The 24246-nt window shown below is 71.4% G+C and carries 26 protein-coding genes; 14 read left to right on the top strand and 12 right to left on the bottom strand.

Going from position 1 to position 24246, the window contains the following annotated elements; genetic code table 11:
* The first annotated feature begins 6 nt into the window (after nt 1-6).
* The 4 genes from AB0F17_RS27335 to AB0F17_RS27320 all read left to right on the top strand — a co-directional run bounded on the left by AB0F17_RS27335 (nt 7) and on the right by AB0F17_RS27320 (nt 3023).
* Entirely contained in the window at nt 7-705 is a 699-nt protein-coding gene (locus AB0F17_RS27335; RefSeq protein WP_358028101.1) for an amidohydrolase family protein, read from the top strand.
* Nucleotides 702-1418, top strand: a complete 717-nt coding sequence (locus AB0F17_RS27330) for an amidohydrolase family protein (protein ID WP_358028098.1) — start codon at nt 702-704, stop codon at nt 1416-1418. The genes AB0F17_RS27335 and AB0F17_RS27330 overlap by 4 nt, the downstream gene beginning before the upstream one ends.
* Nucleotides 1419-1525: 107 nt before the next feature.
* Nucleotides 1526-2707 (top strand): DegT/DnrJ/EryC1/StrS family aminotransferase, encoded by a 1182-nt coding sequence (locus tag AB0F17_RS27325; RefSeq protein WP_358028095.1) that lies wholly within the window; start codon nt 1526-1528, stop codon nt 2705-2707.
* 97 nt (nt 2708-2804) lie between these two features.
* The gene (locus AB0F17_RS27320; protein WP_358028092.1) at nt 2805-3023 is read left to right on the top strand and encodes a cellulose binding domain-containing protein; all 219 of its coding nucleotides are present in this window, start codon (nt 2805-2807) and stop codon (nt 3021-3023) included.
* Between the two features lie 14 nt (nt 3024-3037).
* On the opposite strand, the gene AB0F17_RS27315 is transcribed toward AB0F17_RS27320, so the two are convergent.
* Both AB0F17_RS27315 and AB0F17_RS27310 read right to left on the bottom strand, forming a co-directional pair.
* Nucleotides 3038-3628, bottom strand: coding sequence for a hypothetical protein (locus AB0F17_RS27315; RefSeq protein ID WP_358028089.1), 591 nt, complete (start codon nt 3626-3628; stop codon nt 3038-3040).
* Between the two features lie 190 nt (nt 3629-3818).
* Nucleotides 3819-4352, bottom strand: a complete 534-nt coding sequence (locus AB0F17_RS27310) for an AAA family ATPase (RefSeq protein WP_358028086.1) — start codon at nt 4350-4352, stop codon at nt 3819-3821.
* Between the two features lie 78 nt (nt 4353-4430).
* Between AB0F17_RS27310 and AB0F17_RS27305 the strand changes: the two genes are divergently transcribed.
* Entirely contained in the window at nt 4431-5633 is a 1203-nt protein-coding gene (locus tag AB0F17_RS27305; protein WP_358028083.1) for a CoA transferase, read from the top strand.
* 70 nt (nt 5634-5703) lie between these two features.
* Entirely contained in the window at nt 5704-7194 is a 1491-nt protein-coding gene (locus AB0F17_RS27300; protein WP_358028080.1) for a carboxyl transferase domain-containing protein, read from the top strand.
* Here AB0F17_RS27300 and AB0F17_RS27295 read toward each other — a convergent pair.
* From AB0F17_RS27295 to AB0F17_RS27265, 7 genes are read right to left on the bottom strand one after another with little or no spacing between them, the layout of a single operon-like run.
* Entirely contained in the window at nt 7191-9200 is a 2010-nt protein-coding gene (locus AB0F17_RS27295; RefSeq protein ID WP_358028078.1) for a hypothetical protein, read from the bottom strand. The genes AB0F17_RS27300 and AB0F17_RS27295 overlap by 4 nt on opposite strands.
* Nucleotides 9197-9676, bottom strand: a complete 480-nt coding sequence (locus tag AB0F17_RS27290) for a SigE family RNA polymerase sigma factor (protein ID WP_358028076.1) — start codon at nt 9674-9676, stop codon at nt 9197-9199. The genes AB0F17_RS27295 and AB0F17_RS27290 overlap by 4 nt, the downstream gene beginning before the upstream one ends.
* 51 nt (nt 9677-9727) lie before the next feature.
* Complete coding sequence (locus AB0F17_RS27285) at nt 9728-10126, bottom strand: hypothetical protein (RefSeq protein ID WP_358028073.1); 399 nt, start codon at nt 10124-10126, stop codon at nt 9728-9730.
* Nucleotides 10123-10569 carry a hypothetical protein gene (locus AB0F17_RS27280; protein WP_358028071.1) on the bottom strand — a complete coding sequence of 149 codons (447 nt, stop codon included), beginning with the start codon at nt 10567-10569 and terminating at the stop codon, nt 10123-10125. Before AB0F17_RS27280 ends, AB0F17_RS27285 begins: the two co-directional genes overlap by 4 nt.
* A gap of 9 nt (nt 10570-10578) precedes the next feature.
* Complete coding sequence (locus AB0F17_RS27275) at nt 10579-11370, bottom strand: carbon-nitrogen hydrolase family protein (RefSeq protein WP_358028069.1); 792 nt, start codon at nt 11368-11370, stop codon at nt 10579-10581.
* The gene (locus AB0F17_RS27270) at nt 11330-12280 is read right to left on the bottom strand and encodes a DUF418 domain-containing protein (protein ID WP_358028067.1); all 951 of its coding nucleotides are present in this window, start codon (nt 12278-12280) and stop codon (nt 11330-11332) included. The genes AB0F17_RS27275 and AB0F17_RS27270 overlap by 41 nt, the downstream gene beginning before the upstream one ends.
* Nucleotides 12277-14007: an alpha/beta fold hydrolase gene (locus AB0F17_RS27265; protein WP_358028064.1), complete on the bottom strand. Its 1731-nt coding sequence runs from the start codon at nt 14005-14007 to the stop codon at nt 12277-12279. The genes AB0F17_RS27270 and AB0F17_RS27265 overlap by 4 nt, the downstream gene beginning before the upstream one ends.
* A gap of 25 nt (nt 14008-14032) precedes the next feature.
* On the opposite strand from AB0F17_RS27265, the gene AB0F17_RS27260 reads away from it, so the two are divergent.
* Both AB0F17_RS27260 and AB0F17_RS27255 read left to right on the top strand, forming a co-directional pair.
* Complete coding sequence (locus tag AB0F17_RS27260) at nt 14033-15199, top strand: pyridoxal phosphate-dependent aminotransferase (protein ID WP_358028062.1); 1167 nt, start codon at nt 14033-14035, stop codon at nt 15197-15199.
* A 111-nt stretch (nt 15200-15310) separates the two neighbouring features.
* Entirely contained in the window at nt 15311-15871 is a 561-nt protein-coding gene (locus AB0F17_RS27255) for a peroxiredoxin (protein ID WP_358028060.1), read from the top strand.
* 34 nt (nt 15872-15905) lie between these two features.
* Here the strand turns inward: AB0F17_RS27255 and AB0F17_RS27250 are convergent, their stop codons facing one another.
* The 3 genes from AB0F17_RS27250 to AB0F17_RS27240 all read right to left on the bottom strand — a co-directional run bounded on the left by AB0F17_RS27250 (nt 15906) and on the right by AB0F17_RS27240 (nt 18876).
* On the bottom strand, nt 15906-17003 hold the full coding sequence (locus tag AB0F17_RS27250) for an FUSC family protein (protein ID WP_358028057.1): 1098 nt from the start codon (nt 17001-17003) through the stop codon (nt 15906-15908).
* 102 nt (nt 17004-17105) lie between these two features.
* Complete coding sequence (locus AB0F17_RS27245; protein WP_358028055.1) at nt 17106-18176, bottom strand: FUSC family protein; 1071 nt, start codon at nt 18174-18176, stop codon at nt 17106-17108.
* A 34-nt stretch (nt 18177-18210) separates the two neighbouring features.
* Nucleotides 18211-18876 carry an alpha/beta fold hydrolase gene (locus tag AB0F17_RS27240; RefSeq protein ID WP_358028053.1) on the bottom strand — a complete coding sequence of 222 codons (666 nt, stop codon included), beginning with the start codon at nt 18874-18876 and terminating at the stop codon, nt 18211-18213.
* A 152-nt stretch (nt 18877-19028) separates the two neighbouring features.
* Here AB0F17_RS27240 and AB0F17_RS27235 point away from each other — a divergent pair, with 152 nt between their 5' ends.
* The 6 genes from AB0F17_RS27235 to aroB all read left to right on the top strand — a co-directional run bounded on the left by AB0F17_RS27235 (nt 19029) and on the right by aroB (nt 24180).
* A complete protein-coding gene (locus AB0F17_RS27235; RefSeq protein WP_358028050.1) occupies nt 19029-20126 on the top strand; it encodes a ring-opening amidohydrolase in 1098 nt (365 codons plus the stop codon).
* Between the two features lie 86 nt (nt 20127-20212).
* Nucleotides 20213-20740 (top strand): SseB family protein, encoded by a 528-nt coding sequence (locus AB0F17_RS27230; protein WP_358028047.1) that lies wholly within the window; start codon nt 20213-20215, stop codon nt 20738-20740.
* Nucleotides 20741-20749: 9 nt separating this feature from the next.
* Nucleotides 20750-21385, top strand: coding sequence for an A24 family peptidase (locus AB0F17_RS27225; protein WP_358028045.1), 636 nt, complete (start codon nt 20750-20752; stop codon nt 21383-21385).
* Between the two features lie 43 nt (nt 21386-21428).
* A complete protein-coding gene (gene aroC, locus AB0F17_RS27220; protein WP_358028042.1) occupies nt 21429-22610 on the top strand; it encodes a chorismate synthase in 1182 nt (393 codons plus the stop codon).
* Nucleotides 22607-23107, top strand: coding sequence for a shikimate kinase (locus AB0F17_RS27215; RefSeq protein ID WP_358028040.1), 501 nt, complete (start codon nt 22607-22609; stop codon nt 23105-23107). The genes aroC and AB0F17_RS27215 overlap by 4 nt, the downstream gene beginning before the upstream one ends.
* Nucleotides 23104-24180 carry a 3-dehydroquinate synthase gene (gene aroB / locus AB0F17_RS27210; RefSeq protein ID WP_358028037.1) on the top strand — a complete coding sequence of 359 codons (1077 nt, stop codon included), beginning with the start codon at nt 23104-23106 and terminating at the stop codon, nt 24178-24180. The genes AB0F17_RS27215 and aroB overlap by 4 nt, the downstream gene beginning before the upstream one ends.
* Nucleotides 24181-24246 lie beyond the last annotated feature (66 nt).

Raw genomic sequence — 24246 nt, 5'->3', positions numbered from 1 at the left:
CGGTCTGTGCCGAAATCAGTGATCGATGCCCACCGGCTCATCGGCCCCGTACCGTTCGACGATCTGCCGTCGGACCCCCGGGCCGAGATGGACCGGCTGGGCATCGATCGGGCCTGCGTGACCCACACGCTCAGCCTCTATTCGGACGCGCAGGCGGGCAACGAGGCCCTCCTCCGGCTGGACGACCCCCGGCTCATCCCGGTGCCCGTCGTGGTGCCCGGCGTACCGGGGGCGTCCGCGCCCGCGGACCTGCACCAGGTGCTGGAGTGGAACGTCCGCATGATCAGGCTCTGTCCAGAACGGCACCGCTTCGACCTCACCGGCCCGATCGCCCTGCGCTGGCTGGCCGCTCTGGCGCTGCCCGTGGCGATCGACCTGGAGGAGACCTCGCCCGCCCAGCTCCTCACGCTGTTCGCGCGGTTGCCCGAGCAGCGCGTTCTTCTGCTCAACCCCGGCTACCGCCGCCTGCGCGCGGTGGCCGAACTGATGGCGGAGACCCGCCGCGTCTGGGTGGAGATGGGCACCGTGAACACCCAGGGCGGCGTCGAATGGCTCGCCCACCGGTTCGGGGCGGACCGGCTCGTCTTCGGCACGGGCGCCCCGATCGCCGACGACTGCGGCCCCCGCTTCCTCCTCGACCACCTCGACCTGGAGCCGTCCGCCGTCGACCTGATCGCCGCCGGCTCCCTGAGCGGGCTCCTGTGATCCTCGACGCGCACGGCCACGTAGGCGACTGGCCCGACTTCCTCATCCCCGACCCTTCCGCGGAGGGGCTGGTGGCCACGATGGACCGGATCGGCGTCACGGCGATGGGCATCAGCCACCTGCTCGCCGTCGGCCCGGACGCCGAACGCGGCAACCGGCTGGCCATCGAGATCGCCGAGCGCTTCCCCGGCCGGTTCGGCGTCTGGCAGGTCTACAACCCGCACCACCGCACCCCTTTGGTCGCCGAAGGCGTGTGGGGAGTCAAGCTGCATCCCGACGTACACCAGTGCCGCCTCGACGATCCGCTCTACGAGCCGGTGTGGGGCCTCGGCCTGCCCGTTCTCGCCCACGGCCAGACCGACTCGCCGTGGAGCGACCCGGCCCAGTTCGCCGCCGTCGCGGCCCGCCATCCGGAGGTGCCGCTGCTGATGGGACACACCGGGCTGTGGCCGTACGGCTTCGCCCGCGCGGCCCGCCTGGCGGCCGGCCACCCGAACCTCTACCTGGAAACCTGCGGCTCCAAGATGACCGGCCGCTGGATCGCCCGCCTCGTCGCCATGATCGGGGCGGACCGGGTGGTGTTCGGCTCGGACGCCTGCTTCCTCGACCTGCGCACCGGCCTCGGCCGCGTCGCCCTCGCCCCGCTCACCGCCCCCGACCGCACCCTCGTCCAGGGCGCCAACCTCGCCCGCCTCCTCGCTCTTCCCGCCTGACCGCCTTCCCCGACGCCCGCCCCTGCCCGCTCCCCGCCTTTCCCGGACGTCCGCCTCCCTGTCCGACGCCTGTCTGCCCCGACCCCGACTCGAAAGGGATGCTTGCCGTGACACTCGCCCTCCACGGTGGTACGCCGGTCCGCTCGGCACCCTGGCCCGCGTGGCCGCCGCCGCTCGACCCGGCCCAGCGCGCCCTCGTCACCGAGGTCCTGGAGAGTGGCCGGTGGGGCGCCACCCAGGGCGGCTCCGCCGTCACGGACCTGACCGCCGCGTTCGCCCGCGGGTCCGGCGTGCCGTACGGCGTGGCGGTCGGGAACGCGACACTGGGCCTGTTCGCCGCGCTCCGCGGCCTGGGCGTGGGGCGCGGTGACGAGGTGATCGTGCCCGCCTACACGTTCGTCGCCTCGGCCACGGCGGTGCTCCTCGCCGGAGCCACGCCCGTGATCGCCGACGTGGACCCGGTGGACCTGCACCTGTCACCGGAGGCCGTCGAGGCGGCGCTGACCGGCAGAACGGCCGCCATCATGCCCGTCCACCTGGCCGGCAGCCCCGCCGACATGGACCCGCTCAACGCGCTGGCGGCCCGCCACGGCCTGGTCGTGGTCGAGGACGCCGCCCAGGCACACGGCGCGACCTACAAGGACCGCCCGATCGGCGGCTTGGGCGACGCCGGGGTGTACAGCTTCCAGGCGAGCAAGGCCATGACGGCGGGCGAGGGCGGCCTGATCGTCTGCCGGGACGAGGCCGCGTACGAGGCGATCTGGTCGGTCTGCAACCTCGGCCGCAAACAGGGCGGCCAGTGGTACGGCCACCCCACGATCGGTTGGAACCTCCGGCTCACCGAGATCCAGGCGGCCCTCCTCCTGCCCTGGCTCGACCGCCTCGACGCCGAGATCGACCGCCGCGAGTCCTTCTGCACCGCCGCCGAACACGCACTCGCCGCCGAACAGTTGCCCGTGAGTGTGGTGCCGCGACCGCCGGGTACCACGCGTGACTCCCGCCACCTGCTCATGCTCCGCGTCCACGTGCCGGTGGACCGGGAGTTCCTGCTGGCCGCGATGGCCGCCGAGGGGGTGCCGCTCGATGCCGGGTATCCGCCGCTCGGGACGTTCGAGGCGCTCGCCCGGGAGGGTGCCCGCGCGGAGCCGTACCCGGGCGCTGAGGCGGCTGCTCGGGAGGTGGTCTGGGTCCGGCAGTCGATGCTCATGGACGATCCCCGCCACGCCGTCCACCTGGCCGAGGCCCTGGCCAAGGTGCTGGCCGCCATGCCGCCCCGCGATCAGGCGTGACCTCCGCCGTCATCCGTGCCCGCACCCATCCTGTTAGGGCCTGCGCGGCTATTGACACCCTCGGAGCCGCATCAACCCGCCCACCGGGCAGGTCACGATGGAGCTCCCCGAGAACGAGGCCGCCCAGATCGCCTGGAACGCGATCCTGACCGTGGGCAATCAGTGGCACCCCGTGTTCACCCTCCCGGCGTATCACCCCGACGTGGTGATCGGCGAGACGTACACGTTCGGGTTCAACGGCACCTACACCGGCGTGTACAGCCACGCGTACGCGTTCAAGCTCGTCGGCACGCTCTGCGACGTGGTCTACAACTAGCCGGCGCGATTCTCTCAGAGGAGATGGAAAGGCGGGCCCTGCGCGCAGCCGGGCGGGGTGTTGTTGCCGCTGACGTCGAAATCAGCGCAGGTGAGGAACAGATGATTGAATTTGCCGAGCAGGAAGGCCAGGACTCCGACGGCGATTATGACAGCGATGGCCCGCAGCCGGTGCAGTGCGGGGAGTTCGGCGTAGTCGGGCAGCAGGATTCTCGTCATGAGCCAGGCCAGGGCCGGCGCGCCCGCCAGGGTGAGCACCACCTCGAAATAGTGGAGGTAGCGAAACCCGTGCGTTCTCGGCGCCAGGACGGCCAGCACGATCCAGGTCGAGGGGAGTGCCAGCGCGACCCAGCCTGCCCAGGGCAGGGCGCGTCTGCTGCGCAGCAGCAGACCCGAGAGCAGCATGGCCGCGGCCACGGCCCAGATCCCCAGCACGGCGTCGAAGAAGATGGCGTCGTACGCGCCGAGCGTGAACGCGGGCCACCAGATGGCGAGTGCGCCGGCCGCCGAGGCCGCCGCGGTGGCCCGGAGAGTGGGGTCGATTTCGGGGAGGCCGCGCTTCCTTTCCGGGCCGGAATCGCCGGACGCTGCACCATCCATGTCCACTGTTCGAGAATATAGAGACGTGCAGCGCATTCCCGGCTCGGCAACTCACCGTGCGTACCGAGAAATGGCCATGTTTCTGCATTGATCTACTTTGTAAAGGCGAGCCGCCGTGTCGGCCCGCCGAACCCGGTGGCGTGGTAGCGCGCGACCCGAAGCGCATGAGCGCCGATGAGACACCAGGCAGCGGAGATCAACAGTTGACGTTGACCAGATCCGCTCGGGCCCGCGTGTCGTCGGCGTCGAACCATTCCCGCTCGGTGACGAACCAGGCCCGCCACCGGGGTTCAAGCTCGGGACCGTCACGCTCGACAACCCGGCGCAGCCGCACGTCTTCGGGAGCCTCCACCCAGATGGTGAACGCCAACAGGTGAGCCGCCGACCTACGGGCCGTCCCCACGCCTTCGATGATCAGGACCGGCGCGGCAGGAACCGTGATCAGGTCGGTGTATTCATCGCGTACCCAGTCATATCGGCGGAACGCGCCCGGGAGTCCGCGCTGAAGGGGCCGGAGCACCTGCGCGTCGAGGGCGTCGAACCAGCCGCCGGGGCCCTCGTCCCACGGCACCGGGAAGTCGTCGCTGTGCACCACCTGGCAGCCGAGTTCGGCCGCCAGTTCGCCTGCGAGCGTGGTCTTGCCGGATCCGGCGGGGCCGTCGACGGCGACCAGGCGGACCGGCCCGCACGACGGATCGAGCGCCTGGATGCGGCGGGCGGGCGATTTCACGGCTCCCAGGGTAAGTGAAGAGAACACGGAGCCTGAAAGAATACTCTTTCGCCACGAACGCGATTCTGGAGGCTGACCTTGTCCGGACCCCTTGACGGCATTGTGGTGCTGGATCTGTCCAGGGCTCTGGCGGGCCCGCATGCCGCCCAGATGCTCGGCGACCTCGGCGCACGGGTGATCAAGGTGGAGCATCCGGACGGGGGTGACGAGTCCCGGAGTTGGGGACCGCCCTTCGTCGGGCCGGATCACGATATTTCCACTTACTTTCTGGCGGCGAACCGCAACAAGCAGTCCATCGCCATCGACCTGAAGTCCGCCGGGGGCAAACGGCTGGTCGAGCGTCTGGTCCGGCAGAGCGACGTGCTCATCGAGAACTTCCGTACCGGCGTGCTCGACCGCCTGGGCTTCTCCATCGAGCGGTTGCACGAGCTCAACCCGCGCCTGGTCATCCTGTCGATCACCGGGTTCGGCCACGACGGGCCCGAGGGCGGGCGGCCGGGTTACGACCAGATCGCCCAGGGCGAGGCCGGTCTGATGTCGCTGACCGGGCCCTCGGCCGACCAGCCGTACCGTGTCGGCGCGTCCATCGCCGATCTGCTGGCGGGCATCCACGGCGCGTACGGCGTGGCCGGAGCGCTCTACGAGCGGGAGCGGACCGGCAAGGGCCGGGTGGTGCGCACCTCCCTGCTGGCCGCTGTCACCGGAGTGCACTCCTACCACGGCACCGCGTGGACCGTGGGCGGTCAGGTGCCCCGCGCGAACGGCAACCACCACGCCTCGATCGCCCCCTACGGCGCCTTCCATTGCGCCGACGGGATGCTGCAGATCGCCGCTGCCAACGACGGCCAGTGGAAGAAGGTCGCAGCCCTACTGGACATAGATCCAAATATGGCTAAATATGCGACAAACAGGGAGAGATTCGCGCACCGGGATGAGCTGATCGCCGACATGGAGAAGGCTCTGGCCGCGCACGACCGCGGTCACTGGCTGGCAAGGCTGGGCGAGGCCGGAGTGCCCGCGGGCGCGATCCGTTCGATCGACGAGGTCTACTCCTGGGACCAGACCCGCTCGCAGGGCCTGGTGATCGAGGTGGACCACCCCGTACTCGGCCGCATCGAACTGCCGGGCCCGCCCCTGCGCTTCGAGAACGGCCCAGAAGAGAACAGCCCGGAGGAGAACGGCCCGGAAGAGAACGGTGCCGAGGTGGTGCACACCGCGCCGCCCGCGCTGGGCCAGGACGGCGACGCCGTGCTCCGCTGGCTCGAAGAGCGCGAGGGGTGATGCGGATCAGGTGGCACCGGCGGGCACTCTCGTGCGTCAACATGGCAACAACGCCGGTTAGTAGGGAGCAATGGTGAGCCGTCCGGACGCGCGCACACTGATCGAAACGGTCCTCGACACGGGATCGTGGAAGTCGTGGGACGCGCCGCCCGCCGATCCGGTGGCGCCGGGCTCTTCCTATGCCGACGAGCTGGCCTCGGCCCGCGCCAAGTCCGGATACGACGAGTCGATCATCACCGGGGAGGGTCTCCTCGGCGGGCGCCGGGTCGCCGTCGTGGTCTCGGAGTTCTCGTTCATGGCCGGGTCGATCGGGGTGGCGGCGGCCGAGCGGGTCGTCGTCGCGGCCGAGCGGGCCACCCGCGAGCGGCTGCCGCTGCTGGCCGCGCCCGCCTCGGGTGGCACCAGGATGCAGGAGGGCGCGCTCGCGTTCGTGCAGATGGTGAAGATCACCGCGGCGGTGCAGGCGCATCGCGCGGCGGGGCTGCCGTTCGTGGTCTATCTGCGGCATCCGACGACCGGCGGGGTGTTCGCGTCGTGGGGGTCGCTCGGGCATGTCACGGCCGCGGAGCCGGGGGCGCTGATCGGGTTCATCGGGCCGCGGGTGTTCGAGTCGTTGCACGGCTACCCGTTCCCCGAAGGCGTACAGGTGGCGGAGAACCTGCACGAGCACGGGCTGGTCGACGCGGTGGTGTCGGCCGGCGACGCGCGGGAGATCGCGATCAGCGCGCTGAACGTGCTGTGCGCCGAGCGCACCGGGCTGGTCGCCGGCGAGCCGCCCGAGGAGGATCTGCGGCCGGTGGAGGCGTGGGAGGCGATCACCCGCTCGCGCCGCGACGACCGTCCCGGCGCGCGTGCGCTGCTCAAGCTGGCCGCCACCGAGGTGACCCCGCTGACGGGCAACGGCGCGGGCGAGAACGAGCCGGGCCTGCTGCTGGCGCTCGCGCGGTTCGGCAGCGCGCCGGCCGTCGTGCTCGGCCAGGACCGGCGCAGGACGCGGCCCAACTCGCCGCTGGGCCCCGGCGGGCTGCGGATGGCCAGGCGTGGCATGCGGCTGGCCGCCGAGCTGGGGTTGCCGCTGGTCACGGTGATCGACACGGCGGGCGCGGCGCTGTCGAAGGCGGCCGAGGAGGGCGGGCTGGCCGCGGAGATCGCCCGCTGCCTGGCCGACCTGGTCATGCTCGACGCGCCGACGGTGTGCCTGCTGCTCGGCGAGGGCGCGGGCGGTGCGGCGCTCGCCCTGCTGCCGGCCGACCGGGTGCTGTGCGCGCAGCACGCGTGGCTGTCGCCGCTGCCGCCGGAGGGCGCCTCGGCGATCCTGTATCGCAGCGTGGACTTCGCGCCGGAGATCGCCCAGTTGCAGGGGGTGCGCGCCACCGACCTGCGGCGTGACGGGATCGTCGACCGGGTGATCCCGGAGGTGCCGGACGCCGCGTACGAGCCGCGCGCGTTCTGCGAGCGGGTGGGGCGGGCGCTGGAGTACGAGATCGTCGAGCTGCTGGCGCGGAGCCCGGCGGACCGTCGTGCGGCCCGCCAGGCCCGTTTCCGCAACCTGGGTGGTTAGCCCGGCTCCTTCGGTTCGTACGTCCACAGCACGCGGCCGTCGGCGCTGTAGCCGGTGAACCGCATGCCCGGCCAGGACAGCCCCCGCTTGGCGACCGCATCAGGCACCGGCCCGGCGAAGAGCAGCACGCCCTGTCCCCAGGGGTCGGGCGTCGTGCTCGCGGTGGCGCGTCCGCCTCCCTTGAGCGTGACGTCGACCTTGGCCGTGCCGGGCAAGGTGAAGCCGTACCAGTCCTCCCGATCCTGCGCCCACTGCAGCGGGAGCTCCGGGGCGGCGATCAGGTCGCTCAACTTCCCGCCCGGGACGGGCTGGAAGGAGCCCGCCCGTGCCTTGCCGTCCTTGGCCCACTTCACGCACGCGCCGTCGTGCAGGTTGGCGGTGAGCCCGCCGTCGAAGACGTGGCCGGCGTCCAGAGGCTTGTTGTCCTCCCAGCACCAGCCGCGGTGATTCAGATCGACCTGTTCGAGTTGCTTGCCCCGCACCTTGAACGCGAAGGCGCCGAGCTTGGCGTCGCGCGGGTACCTGACCCACCACACGGGCGCGGGCAGGTCCTTGCCGCGCATCAGGGTGGCGGGAAGGCGGCGTCCGTCCTCCAGCACCGCGTCGACGGACAGCCAGTCGTCCTCGGCCGCGCCGAAAGCGAGGACGCTGCCCGGCAGCGGCAGGTAGGTCTCCACCCGGCCGCTGGAGAACGAGCCGTACGGGGCTTCGGGTTTCACCCTGGAGCAACTGATCTGAGGGCCGCCATCGGAGCCGGTGCCACCGGTGGCGCACAGCTGCAGTTCGTTCTGCTCGCCCTTGTAGGTGTATTTGCCGAACGAGAGCTGTACCGGCCCGTTGGTGAAGTCGTCGGTCCCCGGGACGGTGATGGGCTCGCTGGTCCGCTTGAATTCCGAGTTCGGCTGTTCGGTGCGACGTGGGTAGACCTTGCGCCAGAGCTGCTTACCCGCCGCGTCGTAGCCCGCCAACCAGCTGACGGGCGACCGGTCGGGCACCACCGGGAGCGTGAGGGTGAACAGGTTGCGGTCGAGGTTCCACGGATCCGGGACACCCACCAAGGTGATCGGCGCCTCGGAGTCGAACGCCAACTCGATCCTGGCGGTGTCCCTGCTCGCGGCGGTGTAGATCAGGCCCTCGTCGGAGAAGATCATCGGCACGGGGTCCGGTGTCGGATCCTTCGTGTCCAGGTTGATCCAGCCGAGCTCTTTGCCCTGGCGGAACCAGAAGATCCTGCGGCCCAGGACCTTGAAGTCGTAGGGGCGCACGGTGACCCCGCCGGGCAGTCGCATCGCCTGGCCGATCGGCGTGCCCCTGTTGCTCTCTCTGGTAAGGCTATTGGGCGTCATGTCCGTGCCCTGCCGGGCTTTGGCGTCGGCGAATTCCACTTTGGACACCCGGTCCCCGGCTGCCAGCGCCAGCGCCCAGATGACCATCGGGGCGCCCTCGGAGCGGTACAGGGTCGCCTCCATCCGCCTGCCGTCCGTCAGCACGGCCGTGACCTTCGTCACGTCGGTCTGAGCCACTCCGTAGTCCACGTAGGCGGATGGGGTGTCGCTCCGGGTGGAGCCCTCGAACATGCCGCTGCGTTGAAAGATCTCGGCCGTGCGCAGGTCGTGGCACGAGCCGAAGGGATCGCCGTCCGCGGGCTGGGCGACGTAGCACACCGAGGGAGCGCCGACCTCGTCCCGCGTGAACCACAGGCGCAGCGGCTTGCCCGTCGCCGGGTCGTCGATCATCACCTGCTCCCCGGCCGCCGTCCTGCCCTCCATGAGCTGCGTGTAGACCCCGTCGGGATCGTTCGCGCTGTTGCGGCCCAGGCCCCCGTTGAGCAGGAAGGGGACGAAGATCGCGAGCAGGGCGATGGGCAGGGCGGCGAGCAGCCACCGCCCGCGGGGCACCGGCGGGGGCGTGCGGCGCTGGACGTCGAGCCAGGCGTTCGGGCCGGCCGGGAAGGTCTGGGCGCGGGCTTCGAGCGCCGCGCGCAGCCGTGCTTCCAGATCGCTCACTGGTCCTCCTCCTTCAGCGCCTTGCCCAGCGCGGCCAGGGCCCTGCTGGCGTGGGTCTTGACCGAACCGGCAGAGACGCCCATGACGTCGGCGATCTCGCGTTCGGACAGGTCGAGCCAGTAGCGCAGGACGAGGGCCTCACGCTGCCTGCGCGGGAGGCGGTCGAGCGCCGCCAGCAGTTCGCGGTGCTCCTCGGCGACGATCACCGTGTGCTCGCTGCTGTGTTCCGGCTCTGGAGGATCGGGGCGGCGTAACCGGACCAGCCTGAGGTGCCGCAGGCGGTTGCGGGTGAGGTTGCAGACGATCGTGCGCAGGTACGCGACCGCCGCCCCGTCGTCGCGCAGCCGCCTGACGTGCAGCCGGGAGAACGCCTCCTGGGCGATGTCCTCCGGGTCGTCGGCGCCGAGCAGCCCCGCAAGCCGCACCAGCGGCTGGTAGTGGGCGGCGAACAGTTCGGCGAATGACGGCTGCGCCATGGTGGAGGAGTCGATCACAGTACAAAGACACCCAAGGCGGGTGTCGGTTGACTAGGGGACCGGAATCCGTTCGACGCGGATCGAGAAGACCTCCTCGCGGGGCACCACGACCTCGTAGGCGCCATGGTCGACCATCCAGTAGCCGAGTGCCTCCGCCTTCATGCCGCTGTGGCCGGTGTAGGCGATGTGCAGGCCGTCGTCGTCCTCGTCGAGCACGATGCACGGCTCGCCGCCGAAGGCCCCCACGGTGCGGATCAGCACCAGCCATTCGAGCTCGGAGCGCTTGACCGAACGCCGCCAGTAGCCGCCGGAGCCCGCCTCGAACCCGTCGAGCTCCTCCTCGCTGAACAGCACGACCTGGTCGCTGTCGGGGCCGAGCGCGGCGGGCAGCGTGCGCTCGGCGAAGCGGGCGACGAAGCCGGAGGCCACGGGGGTGATGTCGTCGCTCATGTGGCGGGCCGCCAGGTGAGCCCGTCGTAGGCGGCGAAGGGGCGCTCGTGCTCGTGCGTGATGTGCACGATCTCGGCGCCCGCGGGGATGGGGATCGGTGTGGTGTGGAACTGCGGGATCACGTGGTCGCGTGAGGTGGTGAACCCGTTTCCGGCGAACGGCGGCGTGTCGCTCCAGTCGCCGCCCATATGAGGTCCGTACGGGACCGCGTAGGTGTCGGCGTCGCGGGCGTTCCAGCGCATGACATAGAGCTCGGGCACGTCCGCCGTCAGCTCCGATCCCTCGAACGTAAGGTCGAGTCCATAGTAGAGCTGCCTGGGAGTCGTCAGCCGGGCGCAGTCCTGCAACCGGTAGACGTAGCCGGAGATGACCGTGCGTTTACCCGAAAGGTAGGGCACGAGCAGACGCGGCGGGACGACCTTCTGCATCTGCGTTCTGCTCACTGTTCCACTTTACGATCGCTTGACACCTAGTACGCGATGTTCGAGGCATGGCAGGGCGGTCCTGGCCGAGATGGTCACCTCGGGGTCGACCTCCACGACCTGGATGCCCGGGCCGGTGCCCAGGTCCGCGCGGACCACGCCGAGCGGATCGACCAGCATGCTACGGCCCACCCCGAATCCGTCACTCGACTCGGCCGGATTGGGCGCCTGCCCGACGGCGGCGGTCCACGTCGTGTTCTCCAGCGCCCGCGCCCGCACCAGCGTGATCCAGTGGTCCTCCTTGAGCGGGCCCGACCCCCACGCGGCGATGACCGCGAACAGCTCGGCGCCCTGGTCGACCAGTGCCCTGGCCAGCTCGGGGAAGCGGACGTCGTAGCAGGTGATCAGCCCTACACGGAGCCCCGCCAGCTCCACCACGACAGGCTCGGCACCGGGCGCGACCAGCTCGGACTCCTTCGCGCCGAACGAGTCGAACAGGTGGATCTTCCGGTATGTGGCCTGGATGGCGCCCTGCGCGTCGATGGCCACGGCGGTGTTGTGCACCCGGTCCCGGCCCGGCTCGAACACGCCGGCGATCACCGCGACGCCGTGCTCGCGGGCCGCCTCGGCAATGCCGGAGACGAACGGCCCGTCGAGCGGCTCGGCCAGCTCGGTGATGCGGCTGCCGTAGCGGGTCAGCGTCGCTTCCGGGAAGATCGCCAGGTCGGCACCGTCCGCTTTGGCGAGCGCTTCGCGGACCCTCTTGAGGTTGGCCGACGGGTCAGGAGACACCGGGATCTGGCAGAGGGCGATTCTGGTCACGGCCCGACTCTAACCGGTTGGGCACCCGTCGAAACCAGGTCAGGCATCGCCACATCCACTCGAGCGGGCCGTACCTGTACTTCGACTGCCACCACACGCTGAACGGAACCTGTACGGCCAGCGTCACCAGCGCGACCGCGAGCACCGAAAGGCGGGTCGGGTCGGCCTTGAGCAGGTGGCCCGTCAGGAAGATCACCAGCGTGCCGGAGACGTAGTTGGTCAGCGCCATCCGCCCGAGCGGCTCCAGCACCGCAGACAGCGGCGCCGCCCACCGGGCCCGCAGCGCCAGCAGCAGGCCGGTGGAGTAGGCGGCGGCTCCGGCGAGCGCGGCGATGCTGTAGACGGTCCAGTTGCCGGGAGCGCCCGGGGCGCGGGTGACGAACCAGGCGGCGGTGAGCAGCGCGGAGGCCAGCGCGCTGACCGCGAAGACCGGCAGCAGCAGCCGCCCGGGCGGGCGCGACTCCATCAGCGCCATGCCGAGCAGGAACAGCGCCGGGATGAGAATCGGCCCGGCCCCGACCTGCACCGCCCACACGACCGCGGCCGCTCCGAGAATCAGCATGGGCGGCCCACCGGCCAGGAACGAGGCGGGCAGCAGCACCAGCGCCCCGAACACCGCGTAGTCCGTCAGCACCTCGCCGCTGTAGAACACGCGCTGGACCAGCCCGAAGCAGAGCAGCCAGAACAGCCGGCTCAGCAGCGCCCACCGCCCGGCCCGCTCCAGCACCAGGACGAAGCTGATGCCGAACAGCAGCGAGAAGATCGGGTAGAACCGGCTCTGGAACAGTGCCTCAAGCGTCGAGTCGATGCCGTTCCTGGGGTCGTGCACGGCGTGCTGCCAGGTGTTGACCAGCATGATGCCGCACACCGCGAAGCCGCGGAGCGCGTCGAGCTCTCGGATACGCCTCACAGCACCCAAGCGAACCACCATACGAGGAATCCGGCCGCCGTGACGGCGGCCACCGCCTGCGGCCGGCCACGGCGCCGCGCGAGCGCGCCGAGCGTCAGTACGGCCGACCCCACCGCCACCCAGGTGTACGGCCAGGCCGACGCGGGCAGGCCGACGGCCAGCGCGGTCTCGTTCTCCTTCATCAGGCCCCACACCGCCGCGCCGACCAGTCCCGTGAACGCCGTCCCGGCCAGCCCGGCGAAGGCGGCCAGCGCCCTGCCCTTCAGCGCGCCCGTGACGAACTGGATCAGCGACACCAGCGCGAACAGTGCGAGCGGGGCGGCCAGCCAGGGGGACCGCGAGATCTGGTAGGGGGCGCCGGTCACGCGCACGTCGCCCGGGTTCAGCCGGGGGTGGACGGCGGCCTGCCCGGGTGAGCACGGAGCGGCGGCCGGTGCAGCCGCTCCGCCTGACGGAGTGTCCACGAAGGCGAGGATGTGGCGGCGGGCACAGCCGTTGACCAGGAACACCGCGTGTCCCGTGCCCGCGAACTCCGCGAAGCGGGCGTTGGGGAGGGCTTCGGCGGCGGGCTCGCTGGTCCGGGTCGGCGTCGTGGGGTCGTACTGGCCGCCCACGACCAGTACCGGGGCCTTGGTCGTGGCGTTGACGGGCGCCGACTTGGGAAGCTTCCAGGCATCACACACCGCTTTGTCGCTATTTACGGTGAAAAGTCGGGATTTTGTGGTGAAGGTAGTAAAGGGGACCTCGTCCTGGCACTGCACCGCGTGATACAGCCCGAACTCGTGCGAGACCAGCCCGTCGCCCACCGCGTCGGCCAGCGGGCGCAGCAGCTCGTCGTGGCCCGTGCCCAGCGCGTCGATCAGCGCGGGCGCCACGGCGATCACGTCGGTCTCGTGCAGCGCCTCCGCCATGATCGTCGCCACGTCGTCGCCGGTCAGCCGGGCGGTGAAACTGGTGCCGAGCAGCGGGTCGGTGGTCGGCACCCGGGCGGGGCGGGCGTTCAGCCGGGTCACCATCGCCTCGAACGGGTCGCGCAGGCCGAGCTCGGCCACGATGTCGGTCAGGTTGCGGTCGGCGTCGTCGTACCAGCCGACGTTCTCCGGCAGGTAGGAGTCGAGCACCACCGACCGCACGCCCGCCGGGTCGGCGGCGGCCACGTCCATCATGACCCGGGTCGAGTAGCTGACCCCGAACAGGTTCCAGGTGGGGTAGCCGAGGGTTTCGCGTAGCTGGACGACGTCGGCGGTGATCTCCTTGGTGTTGTAGCCGCGCAGGTCCACGCCCTGCTGCCGGAGCCGCTCGCGGCACCTCAGCGCGGCGGCGCCGACGTCGGCCGACGGCTCGCGCAGCCGGTCCAGCATCGCCTCGGCCGTCTCCGGGCAGCCCAGCGTCGGCTGGGAGTACTTGCTGCCGCGCTGCTCCACGGTCACCACGTCGCGGTCGGGGAACATCTGGCTCAAGAACCCCGTCAACTGCATCGACGCCGAGGCCGGGCCGCCGCTCATGTAGACGACCGGGTCGGGCTTGCGGTCCTCGGCCGTCGAGGTATGCACCGCGTAGCCGACCTTGATGGTCTTGCCCGGCGTGTCCCTGCGCTCGGGAACGACCAGGAAACCGCAGGTCGTGTGATCGGGCATGGCGACGGGACACGCGCTCTTCCCGGCACCGTCCGGGGCCATGACGGGCGGCACGGAGAGGGTGAGCGCCAGCAGGACCCGAGTGATCACAGGAGGAGACTAATAGTCTGGGGCCGTGACGGAACCACTTGTATCCCGGATGCGCGCCTTCGGTACGACGATTTTCGCGGAGATGAGCGCGCTGGCCGTACAGACCGGATCGATCAACCTGGGCCAGGGGTTTCCCGACACCGACGGCCCCGCGGCGATGCTGGACCGGGCGGTGCAGGCCATCGTGTCCGGCGCGAACCAGTACCCGCCCGGCCCCGGCGTCCCGGAGTTGCGGCAGGCCGTCGCCGAGCACCGGGCCGGGCACTACGGCCTGAACTACGCGCCCGACGGTGAGATCCTCGTGACGGTCGGCGCCACCGAGGCGATCGCGGCCAGCGTGCTGGCGCTGTGCGAGGCGGGCGACGAGGTGATCGCGTTCGAGCCGTACTACGACTCCTACGCCGCCTCGATCGCGCTGGCCGGGGCGCGGCTGGTGGCGGTGACGATGCGGCCCGTGGAGGGACGCTTCACCTTCGACCCGGACGAACTACGCGCCGCCGTCACTCCGCGGACCCGGGCGATCCTCGTCAACTCCCCGCACAACCCGACCGGGACCGTGTTCACCCGCGCCGAGCTGACCGCCATCGCCGAGCTCTGCCAGGAGGCCGGGCTGATCGCGATCACCGACGAGGTGTACGAGCATCTGACGTTCGACGGCGTCGAGCACATCCCCCTGGCGACGCTGCCCGGCATGCGCGAGCGCACGGTGATGATCTCCTCCGCGGGCAAGACGTTCTCCGTCACCGGGTGGAAGACGGGCTGGATCTGCGCGCCTCCCGCGCTGATCACGGCCGTGCAGACGGTCAAGCAGTTCCTCACGTTCACCGCCGGCGCGCCGTGGCAGCTCGCGGTCGCGTACGGCTTGCGCAACGAGCTGGAGTGGGTGTCGGCGCTGTGCGACGGGCTGCAGCACAAGCGGGACCGGCTGATGGACGGGCTGGCGACGGCCGGGTTCGAGGTGCTCAGGCCCTCCGGGACGTACTTCGTGCAGACCGACATCCGGCCGCTGGGCTTCAGCGACGGGCTGGAGCTGACCCGGCGGCTGCCGGAGCTGGTGGGGGTGGTGGCCATCCCGACGCAGGTCTTCTACGACCACCCCGACCGGGGCCGGCACTTCGTCCGGTTCGCGTTCTGCAAGAAGGACGAGGTCATCGACGAGGCGGTCAGCCGCCTGAAGCGGCTGTCGGCCTAGACGCCCCCTCACGGAAGTGAATCTGAACGGTTACAGAGAGGAATGAGCGCAGCTGGGCTAGGGTGGGCAGCGCCTCGCTGATAGGGATCGCCCCCCAAAGGAGACGAAACGTTGCTCACCGTCGGTGACCGCTTCCCCGAGTACGAGCTCACCGCCTGCGTCGACCTCGACCCCGAGAAGGCGTTCGCGGAGATCGACCACACGAGCTACGAGGGCAAGTGGCGGGTCGTGTTCTTCTGGCCGAAGGACTTCACCTTCGTCTGCCCGACCGAGATCGCCGAGTTCGGGCGGCTCAACCGCGAGTTCGCCGACCGTGACACTCAGGTGCTCGGCGTCTCCGTCGACTCCGAGTTCGTCCACCACGCCTGGCGCAAGCACCACGACGACCTGCGTGACCTGCCGTTCCCGATGCTGAGCGACATCAAGCGCGAGCTGTCCGCCGCGTGCGGGGTGCTCGGTGACGACGGTGTCGCCCAGCGCGCCACGTTCATCGTGGACCCGGACGACGAGATCCGGTTCGCGATGGTGACCGCCGGTTCCGTGGGCCGCAACGTCAAGGAGGTCCTGCGGGTCCTCGACGCCCTGCAGTCCAACGAGCTGTGCGCCTGCAACTGGAACAAGGGCGAGGCCGGTCTCGACGCGCCGAGGCTGCTGGCGGACCTCCGGGGCTGAGGTGGGCTCTCCGGGTGTCCACCTCGGCCACGGTTCAGGCGGTCGCGTCCTCGTCGTGGGGCGCGTCCAGCGGGGTCAACGCCGCAGTCGCCTCCTCATGATCCATCCCGGTCGCCTGGAGCAGGTCCACGGCGATGGAGCGCAGTTGCGCGATGATGACGTGCGCGGAGAAGCCCAGCTGTTCGGGACGCTCCCGCGCCGCGACGGCGAGCAGCGCCTGCCGGGCCAGCGTGGGCTCGCGGCCGGCCGCCAGTTCGAGCTGCAGCAGCAGCGCCGCCTCCGACACCTCGCGCATCGCCTCGGCCAGTGAGCTCGGCGGCGGGCTCGTCTCGCCCAGCGCCGCCAGTGTCCGGCGGGCCAGCACCCTGGCGTTCCGCAGGGCCAGGTCCACCGGCACGGCCGCGGTCTCATACCTGGCCAGCCTGCCGCGGCGGTGCCAGTGCAGCGGTGAGATGAGCGTGATCTCCTTGCTGGTCTCCACCGCCCGCTCGAACTCCTCGACCGCCGCCTGGGTGGTGCGGGCCTCCTCCAGCGCCTCGGCGGCCAGGTCCACGTCGCGCTTCTCGATCGCCTCCGCGGCCCGTTCGAGCACCGTGGACAGCGCGTCGAGCACGCCCGACAGGTGCTTGGCGGCGATCGTGAAGGGGCTGGCGGGCAGCAACGCCACCGTGGCGACGGCGATGACACCGCCGGTGAGCGCGTCGGCCATCCGGTCCCAGCCCCCGGCGCCGTCCGTGGGCACCAGGGCGGCGACCAGCACCGCGGACGATCCGGCCTGCGCCACGAAGAGCGCGCCGCTGTTCAGCAGCACCGCCGTGGTCATCGCCAGCCCCACCACCAGCGCGATCTGCCAGGCGCCCGAGCCGATCCAGGACACCAGCAGGTCGCCGACCCCGACGCCGAGGCTGACCCCCACCACCAGCTCGGCCACCCGGCGCAGCCGCTGCCCGAGCCCCACCCCGACGCAGATCAACACGGAGATCGGCGCGAAGAACGGGCGGGCGTGGCCGAGCAGGTGGATGGCGACGGTCCAGGCGAGCGCCGCGCCCACGGCGCACTGCGCGATGGAGGGCGCCATCATGCCGAACCCGCTCAGCCGTTCCCGTACATGATCGCTGAGCCTCGTTCGCACCCCTCTACCCTGGCGGATCTTTGTGACATTAAGGTCACATCGCCCTGATTCGGGCGCGTCGGCTGCCCCCGCCGAGCACTCGGAAAGCGCCGTTCACCAGCGCTAGGGGATGTCCTGTTCGCCGGGTGCGTCGAGGGGCGGGAGGGCGGCCACCGCCTGCTCGCGGTCGCCGCCGCTCGCCTGGAGCAGGTCCACGACGATCGACCGGAACTGCGCGACCATCACACTGGCCGAGAACCCCCACCGCTCCGTCCCCTGCCGCCCCGCCACCGCCAGGATCGCCTGGTGGGCCCGGTTCGGCTCGTGCCCGCGGGCCAGCTCCTGCCGGAGCAGCAGGGTCGCGTCGGCCAGGTCCCGCAGCGCGTCCGGCATCCAGGCAGGCGGCGCGCCCGGCCCCTCCAGAGCCGAGACGGCCCGCCGGGCCAGCACCCTGACGTTCCGGACCGCGTGATCGAGCGGTACGGCGGCCGTCTCGTACCCGTCCAGCCGGGAACGGCCGTGCCGGTGCAGCGGTGAGATGGTGGCGATCTCCCAACTGGTCGCCAGCGCCTGCTTGAACTGCTCCACGTTCGCCTGGGTGCCCCGCGCGGCGTCCAGCGCCTCGGCCGCCAGGCCGGGGTCGGACTTCTCGATCGCCACCGCGATCTGCCGCAGCGCGTGGGCCAGCGCCTCGAACATCCCCGACGCCTGCTTGGCCACGAGGGTGAACGGGCTGGCCGGCAGCAGGGCCAGCGCGATGACCCCCACGACGCCGCCGGTCAGCGCGTCGAGCATCCGGTTCAGCCCGCCGACGCCCGACGGGGGCAGCAGGGTGGCGACCAGGATGGCCGAGGACCCGGCCTGCAGAACGATCAGGGAGCCGCTGTCGAGCAGGACGCCGATGGCCATCGCCAGCGCCACCACGAGCGCGATCTGCCAGGCGCCCGAGCCGATCCAGGACACCAGCAGGTCGCCGACGCCCACGCCCACGCTGACCCCGGCGACCATCTCGACCATCCGGCGCAGCCGCTGCCCGAGACCCACGCCGATGCTGATGATCACCGCGATCGGGGCGAAGAACGGGCTGGGGTGCCCGAGGAGGTTCTTGGCCACCAGCCAGGCCAGCGCGGCCCCCACGGCGCACTGCCCGACCGTCGGGGCCATCAGCGCCAGCCTGTTCAGACGCTTCTTCACCTGCACGAACCCTGGACTACCCAAGCTGAGCCGCTCAACCGGCCAGGAACGCGTCGACGGCCCGCAGGAACTCCGCGCGCGCGGAGACGTGGATGAGATGCCCGACGGCGATCGTGACCAGCTCGGCCCCCGGGATCCGCGCCGCCACCGTCTCGACATCGAGATGGCTCGCGCCCGACACCACCAGCGTCGGCGCGGTGATCGAGGCCAGCCCCGCGGCCCACGCCGGATCGGGCGCGAGGAACTGCCGCTCGGTGTCGTGCACCATCCGCCAGTCGAACCCGGGGGACTCGCCGTCCTCCACGATCGGCGGACGATCTTTCATCGGGTCCGGCGGAGGCGGATCCTCCAGGACCAGCCGCTCGACGCGATCGGGCCAGGTCATGGCCATGACATAGGCCACCGCGCCGCCCAGCGAGTGCCCCACCAGCGTCGCCCGTTCGAACCCCAGCTCGTCCAGCAGCGCGACGACGTCCCGCGCCATGTCGCGCAGCGCGTACGTGCCCGGGTAGTCACTGGCGCCGTGACCCCGCAGGTCGAGGGCGATCACGTGATAGCGGGCGGCGAAGTGCTGGGTGACGCCGTTCCAGTCGTTGTGGTCGGCGGTCCGTCCGGGGATGAGCACCAGCGGGGGAGCGGCCGGGTCGCCTTCCTCGCGATAGACGAGTTTGATCCCGTTGACGTGTGCTTCGCGAATCACACCGGTGACCCTATCGCCGAGGCCGGCCGCCACGTTGGGCAGACATTGCCGGTGAAAGGCCGATTCGCTGGTGGATAGCGTGTCCTGCGGGTCACCGGGGTACATCTGGGAGTCCCGTGTGCTCGCCGCCGAATAGCCGAACAGGGGTTGTCATGCCGGATCCGATAGAAGTGCGCAAGGTGCCCATCGAGAGCGTGACGGACGCCTCCGGCCTGGCGCGGCTGATCGACGACGGGGTGATCGAGGCGCGCCGGGTGCTCGCGGTGGTCGGCAAGACCGAGGGCAACGGCGGCGTGAACGACTACACCCGCATCCTGGCCGACCGGGCCTTCCGTGAGGTGCTCGCGGCCAAGGGGCATCCGGCGCCGGAGACCGTACCCCTGGTGTGGTCGGGTGGGACGGACGGCGTGCTCAGCCCGCACGCGACCGTGTTCGCCACCACCGACCCGGCGCACGCTCCCCAGTCGGACGAGCCGCGGGTGACGGTCGGGGTCGCGATGAGCGACGTGATCCTGCCGGAGGACATCGGCCGCCCGGCGATGGTGGAGAAGGTCGCCGCCGGGGTGCGCGAGGCCATGAAGATCGCGGGCATCGACGACCCGCGCGACGTCCACTACGTGCAGACCAAGACGCCCCTGCTCACGCTGGCCACCATCACCGACGCCAAGAGCCGCGGCCAGGACACCGCCATCGAGGAGACCGGCCCCTCCATGGACCTGTCGAACTCCACCACCGCCCTCGGCATCGCCGTCGCCCTCGGCGAGATCGACATGCCGCGGGCCGACCAGATCCACAAGGACCTGTCCCTGTACTCCTCGGTGGCGTCGTGCTCGTCCGGGGTCGAGCTGGACCGGGCGCAGATCGTGCTGGTGGGCAACGTCCGGGGCATCGGCGGGCGCTACCGCATCGGTCACGGCGTGATGCGCGACGCCCTGGACGCCGACGGCATCTGGGAGGCGATCCGCGACTCCGGGCTTCCGCTCCCCGAACGGCCGCACCACAGCGACCTCGGCGACCGTCTGGTGAACGTCTTCATGAAGTGCGAGGCCGACCCCTCCGGCCGGGTCAGGGGGCGGCGCAACATCATGCTCGACGACTCCGACGTGCACTGGCACCGCCAGATCAAGGCCACGGTGGGGGGAGTCGCGGCGGCGGTCACGGGCGACCCGGCGGTGTTCGTCTCGGTCGCCGCCGTCCACCAGGGCCCGTCGGGAGGCGGCCCGGTCGCCGCCATCGCCGACCTGGGATAGCGAGCCCGCCACTGGTCCGCGGTGTGTCCGGTTGAGCGCCGGGTCGCGGGCCTGGCCGTGAGCCGCCGCCGGTAGTGTCGAGGGTTGTGCCCAGCATTCCGCAGCCACTCGACCCCGGCGACGACGGCGCGGCCGCGCCCGCCGTGGCCGCCGCCCTGGCCTCCTACCAGCGAGGCACGGCGGAGGCCATCGACGTGCTGAACGCCCTGACCGGCGTCCGGCTCCTGGTCCCCGTGGTCGCCCTGCTGACCGAGTCCGAGGTTGGCGAGCGCGGGCTGCGGCAGGAGAAGGAGAGCGAGATGGCGCTCCCCAAACTCGTCGGCAAGGACGGCAGGGAGGCGGTGCCGGCGTTCACCGGCACCGAGTCGCTGACCAGGTGGCGGCCCGACGCCCGGCCGATCCAGGCCACCCTGCTCCAGGTCTGCCGGGCCGCCGCCGGTGAGCGGGTCGCGGCGGTCGTGGTGGACGTGGCGGGGCCGGTGCCGTTCGTGATCGAGGGCGAGGTGCTGGAAGCGCTCGCCGCCATCGAGTCCGGCACGCTCGACCAGATCTCCGGCGCGACCGTGGCCCGCGTCGAGCCGGTACGCAAGCGCCGCTGGTTCTCCAGGAAGTAGGGTCGGCGGGTGGTAGCACTCGTGGCGCTGCTCGGCCTGATCGCCGGCCGCTACGTCAGGACGCTCGCCGACTGCTTCGTGGCCGACCCCTCGGACACCCGCGAAGAGGCCCACGCCGCCCTGGACGCGCTGCTGCGCACGCCGCCCGTGCCGCGCCGGCCGCCCACCGTCGAGGTGGCCACCGCCGCCGTCGCCGCGCTCGTCGCCTGGCGCGCGGGCCTGCCGTACGTCTACTTCGCCCTGATCGGCACGGCCCTGGCGATCATCGACTGGCGGACCACGAGGCTGCCGGACGTGATCACCCTGCCGTCGTACCCGATCCTGGCCTTGACCCTGCTCCCCACGGGAGAGCTGTCCAGGGCGCTGCTGGGCGCGCTGGCGCTGGCCGCCGCGTACGCCGTGCTCTGGTTCGCCAGGCCGGAGGCCATGGGCCTGGGCGACGTCAAGCTCGCGGGGCTGATCGGCATGGCGGCCGCGGCGATGAGCTGGCAGGCGTGGGTCGTCGCGGCCGTCGGCGGCCAGCTGTTGGGCGCCCTGTACGCCATCGCCCTGCTCCTCGCCAAACGCGCCACACGCGACACGCAGTTCCCTTTCGGCCCGTTCATGCTGCTCGGCGCGCTCACGGCGCTCTGTCTCGGCCAGTGAACGCCGGACATCCCACTAGGCGGCACGTGGAAGACTTGTACGCATGTTGCGCTGGTTGACTGCCGGAGAGTCCCACGGCCCCGAGCTCGTTGCCGTTCTGGAAGGCCTGCCGGCCGGGGTCGAGGTGACCACGGCCGCCATCGACGAGGCCCTGCGCCGCCGCCGGCTCGGCTATGGCCGCGGCGCCCGGATGAAGTTCGAGCAGGACCAGGTGACGATCGCCGGCGGCGTCCGGCACGGCCGCACCATGGGCAGCCCGATCGCCGTCCGCATCGGCAACACCGAGTGGCCCAAGTGGGAGAAGGTCATGTCGGCCGACCCGGTCGACCCGGCCGAGCTCGAAGGGCTGGCCAGGAACGCGCCCAGGTCCCGCCCCCGACCCGGCCACGCCGACCTGGCCGGGATGCAGAAGTACGGCTTCGACGACGCCCGCCAGGTCCTCGACCGGGCCAGCGCCCGCGAGACCGCGGCCCGCGTCGCGCTCGGCGAGGTCGCCAGGCGCTTCCTCAAGCAGGCGCTCGGCGTCGACATCGTCAGCCACGTGACCTCCATCGGCGGCGCCCAGACGCCCACCGAAGACCTGCCCGGCCCCAACGAGCTGGAGCGCATCGACGCCGACCCCGTCAGGTGCGCCGACCCCGAGGGCAGCGCCGCGATGGTCGCCGTCATCGACCAGGCGCACAAGGACGGCGACACGCTCGGCGGCGTCGTCGAGGTGCTGGCCTACGGCCTGCCACCGGGGCTCGGCAGCTACACCCACTGGGACCGTCGCCTCGACTCCCGGCTGGCCGGGGCGCTGATGGGCATCCAGGCCATCAAGGGCGTGGCGGTCGGCGACGGCTTCGAGACCGCGCGCCGGCCCGGCTCGCGCGCCCACGACGAGATCGAATACACCGCCGCCGACGGCGTCAAGCGCATCACCAACCGCGCGGGCGGCGTCGAGGGCGGCATGACCAACGGCGAGATCCTGCGGGTCAGCGCCGCGATGAAGCCCATCTCCACCGTCCCGCGGGCGCTGGCCACGATCGATGTGCTGACCGGCGAGGCGGCCAAGGCGCACCACGAGCGTTCCGACGTCTGCGCGGTCCCGGCCGCGGGCATCGTCGCCGAGGCCATGGTCGCGCTGGTGCTGGCCGACGCGGCGCTCGAGAAGTTCGGGGGCGACTCCGTGGAGGAGGTCGCCCGCAACCTGTCCGGCTACCTCTCATCGATGGTGATCAAATGACGAAGGCCGTCCTCATCGGCCCGCCGGGGTCCGGCAAGACCACTCTCGGCCTCCTGCTCGCCGACCTGCTCGGCGTCTCCTTCCGCGACACCGACACCGACGTCGAGGCGGTCGCGGGCAAGCCCGTGGCCGACATCTTCATCGAAGACGGCGAGGCCCGCTTCCGCGAGCTCGAACTGGCGGCCGTACGCCAGGCGCTGGCCGAGCATGACGGCGTGCTGTCCCTCGGCGGCGGCGCGGTGCTTAACGAGGAGGCGCAGGCGCTGCTGGCCGGCCACCCGGTCGTCTACCTCCAGGTGGGCCTGGCCGACGCGGTCCAGCGGGTGGGTCTCGCCTCCGCCCGGCCGCTGCTCGTGCTCAGCCCGCGCAGCCAGCTGAAGAAGCTCATGGAGGAGCGCCGCCCGATCTACGAGCGGCTCGCCGTCCTGACGGTCGTGACCGACAAGCGCGAGCCCGCCGAGCTGGCCGAAGAGATCCTGAAGGGCCTCCAGTCATGAGCGCGACCAGGATCGCCGTACGCGGCGACAGCCCGTACGACGTGGTGATCGGCACCGGGGTGCTGCCGGAGCTGGCCGGGCTGTTCAAGCCGGGCGTACGCACGGTCGCCGTCATCCACCCGGCGGGCCTGCCCGAGCTGTCCCGCCCGGTCTGCGAGGCGCTGTCCGGCGCCGGATACGACGTGGTGGAGCTGCCCGTGCCCGACGGCGAGCGGGCCAAGTCGGTCGAGGTGGCCGCCGAGCTCTGGTCCGCCCTCGGCCGCTACGGCGTGACCCGCTCCGACGCCGTCGTGGGCGTCGGCGGGGGAGCCACCACCGACCTGGCCGGGTTCATCGCCGCGACCTGGCTGCGCGGCGTCCAGGTGGTGCTGGTGCCGACGACGCTGCTGGCCATGGTCGACGCGGCGGTCGGCGGCAAGAACGGCATCGACACACCCGAAGGCAAGAACCTCGTCGGCACCTTCCTGCCCCCGGCGGGCGTGCTGTGCGAGCTGGGCACGCTGTCGAGCATGCCGCGCGCCGACTACGTGGCCGGGCTCGCCGAGATCATCAAGGGCGGCTTCATCGCCGATCCGACCATCCTCATGCTGGTCGAGGACGACCCCGACGCCGCCGCGACGCCGGAGGGGCCGCACACCCGCGAGCTGATCGAGCGGAAGATCCAGGTCAAGGCCGACGTCGTCGGCGCCGACCTGCGCGAGGCCGGGCTGCGCGAGATCCTCAACTACGGCCACACGCTCGCCCACGCGATCGAGCGGGCCGAGGACTACAGCATGCGCCACGGCGAGGCCGTCGCCATCGGCATGGTGTTCGCCGCCGAGCTGTCGAGGCTCGACGGGCGCATCGGGATCGACCTGGTCGAGCGCACCAGGTCCATCCTCACCTCGGTCGGGCTGCCCACCGCCTACCGGGCCGACGCCTGGCCGCAACTGCGCGACCATATGCGCCTGGACAAGAAGAACCGGGGCGCCAAGCAGCGCTTCGTCGTACTCGACGGACTGGCGAAGCCGGGACGGCTGGAAGGCCCGTCCGAGGAGCTCCTGGAGGCGGCCTACCGGGCGGTCGCCCGATGACGCCTTTCGTACGGACGCCTTTCGCTCGTGTCGGGGTGGCGCCGGGCGTGGCGGCGGGGTTCGCAC

This window comes from Nonomuraea sp. NPDC026600 (assembly GCF_040638335.1).
GTDB lineage: Bacteria > Actinomycetota > Actinomycetes > Streptosporangiales > Streptosporangiaceae > Nonomuraea.
This window is presented reverse-complemented; position numbering and strand designations above follow the sequence as displayed.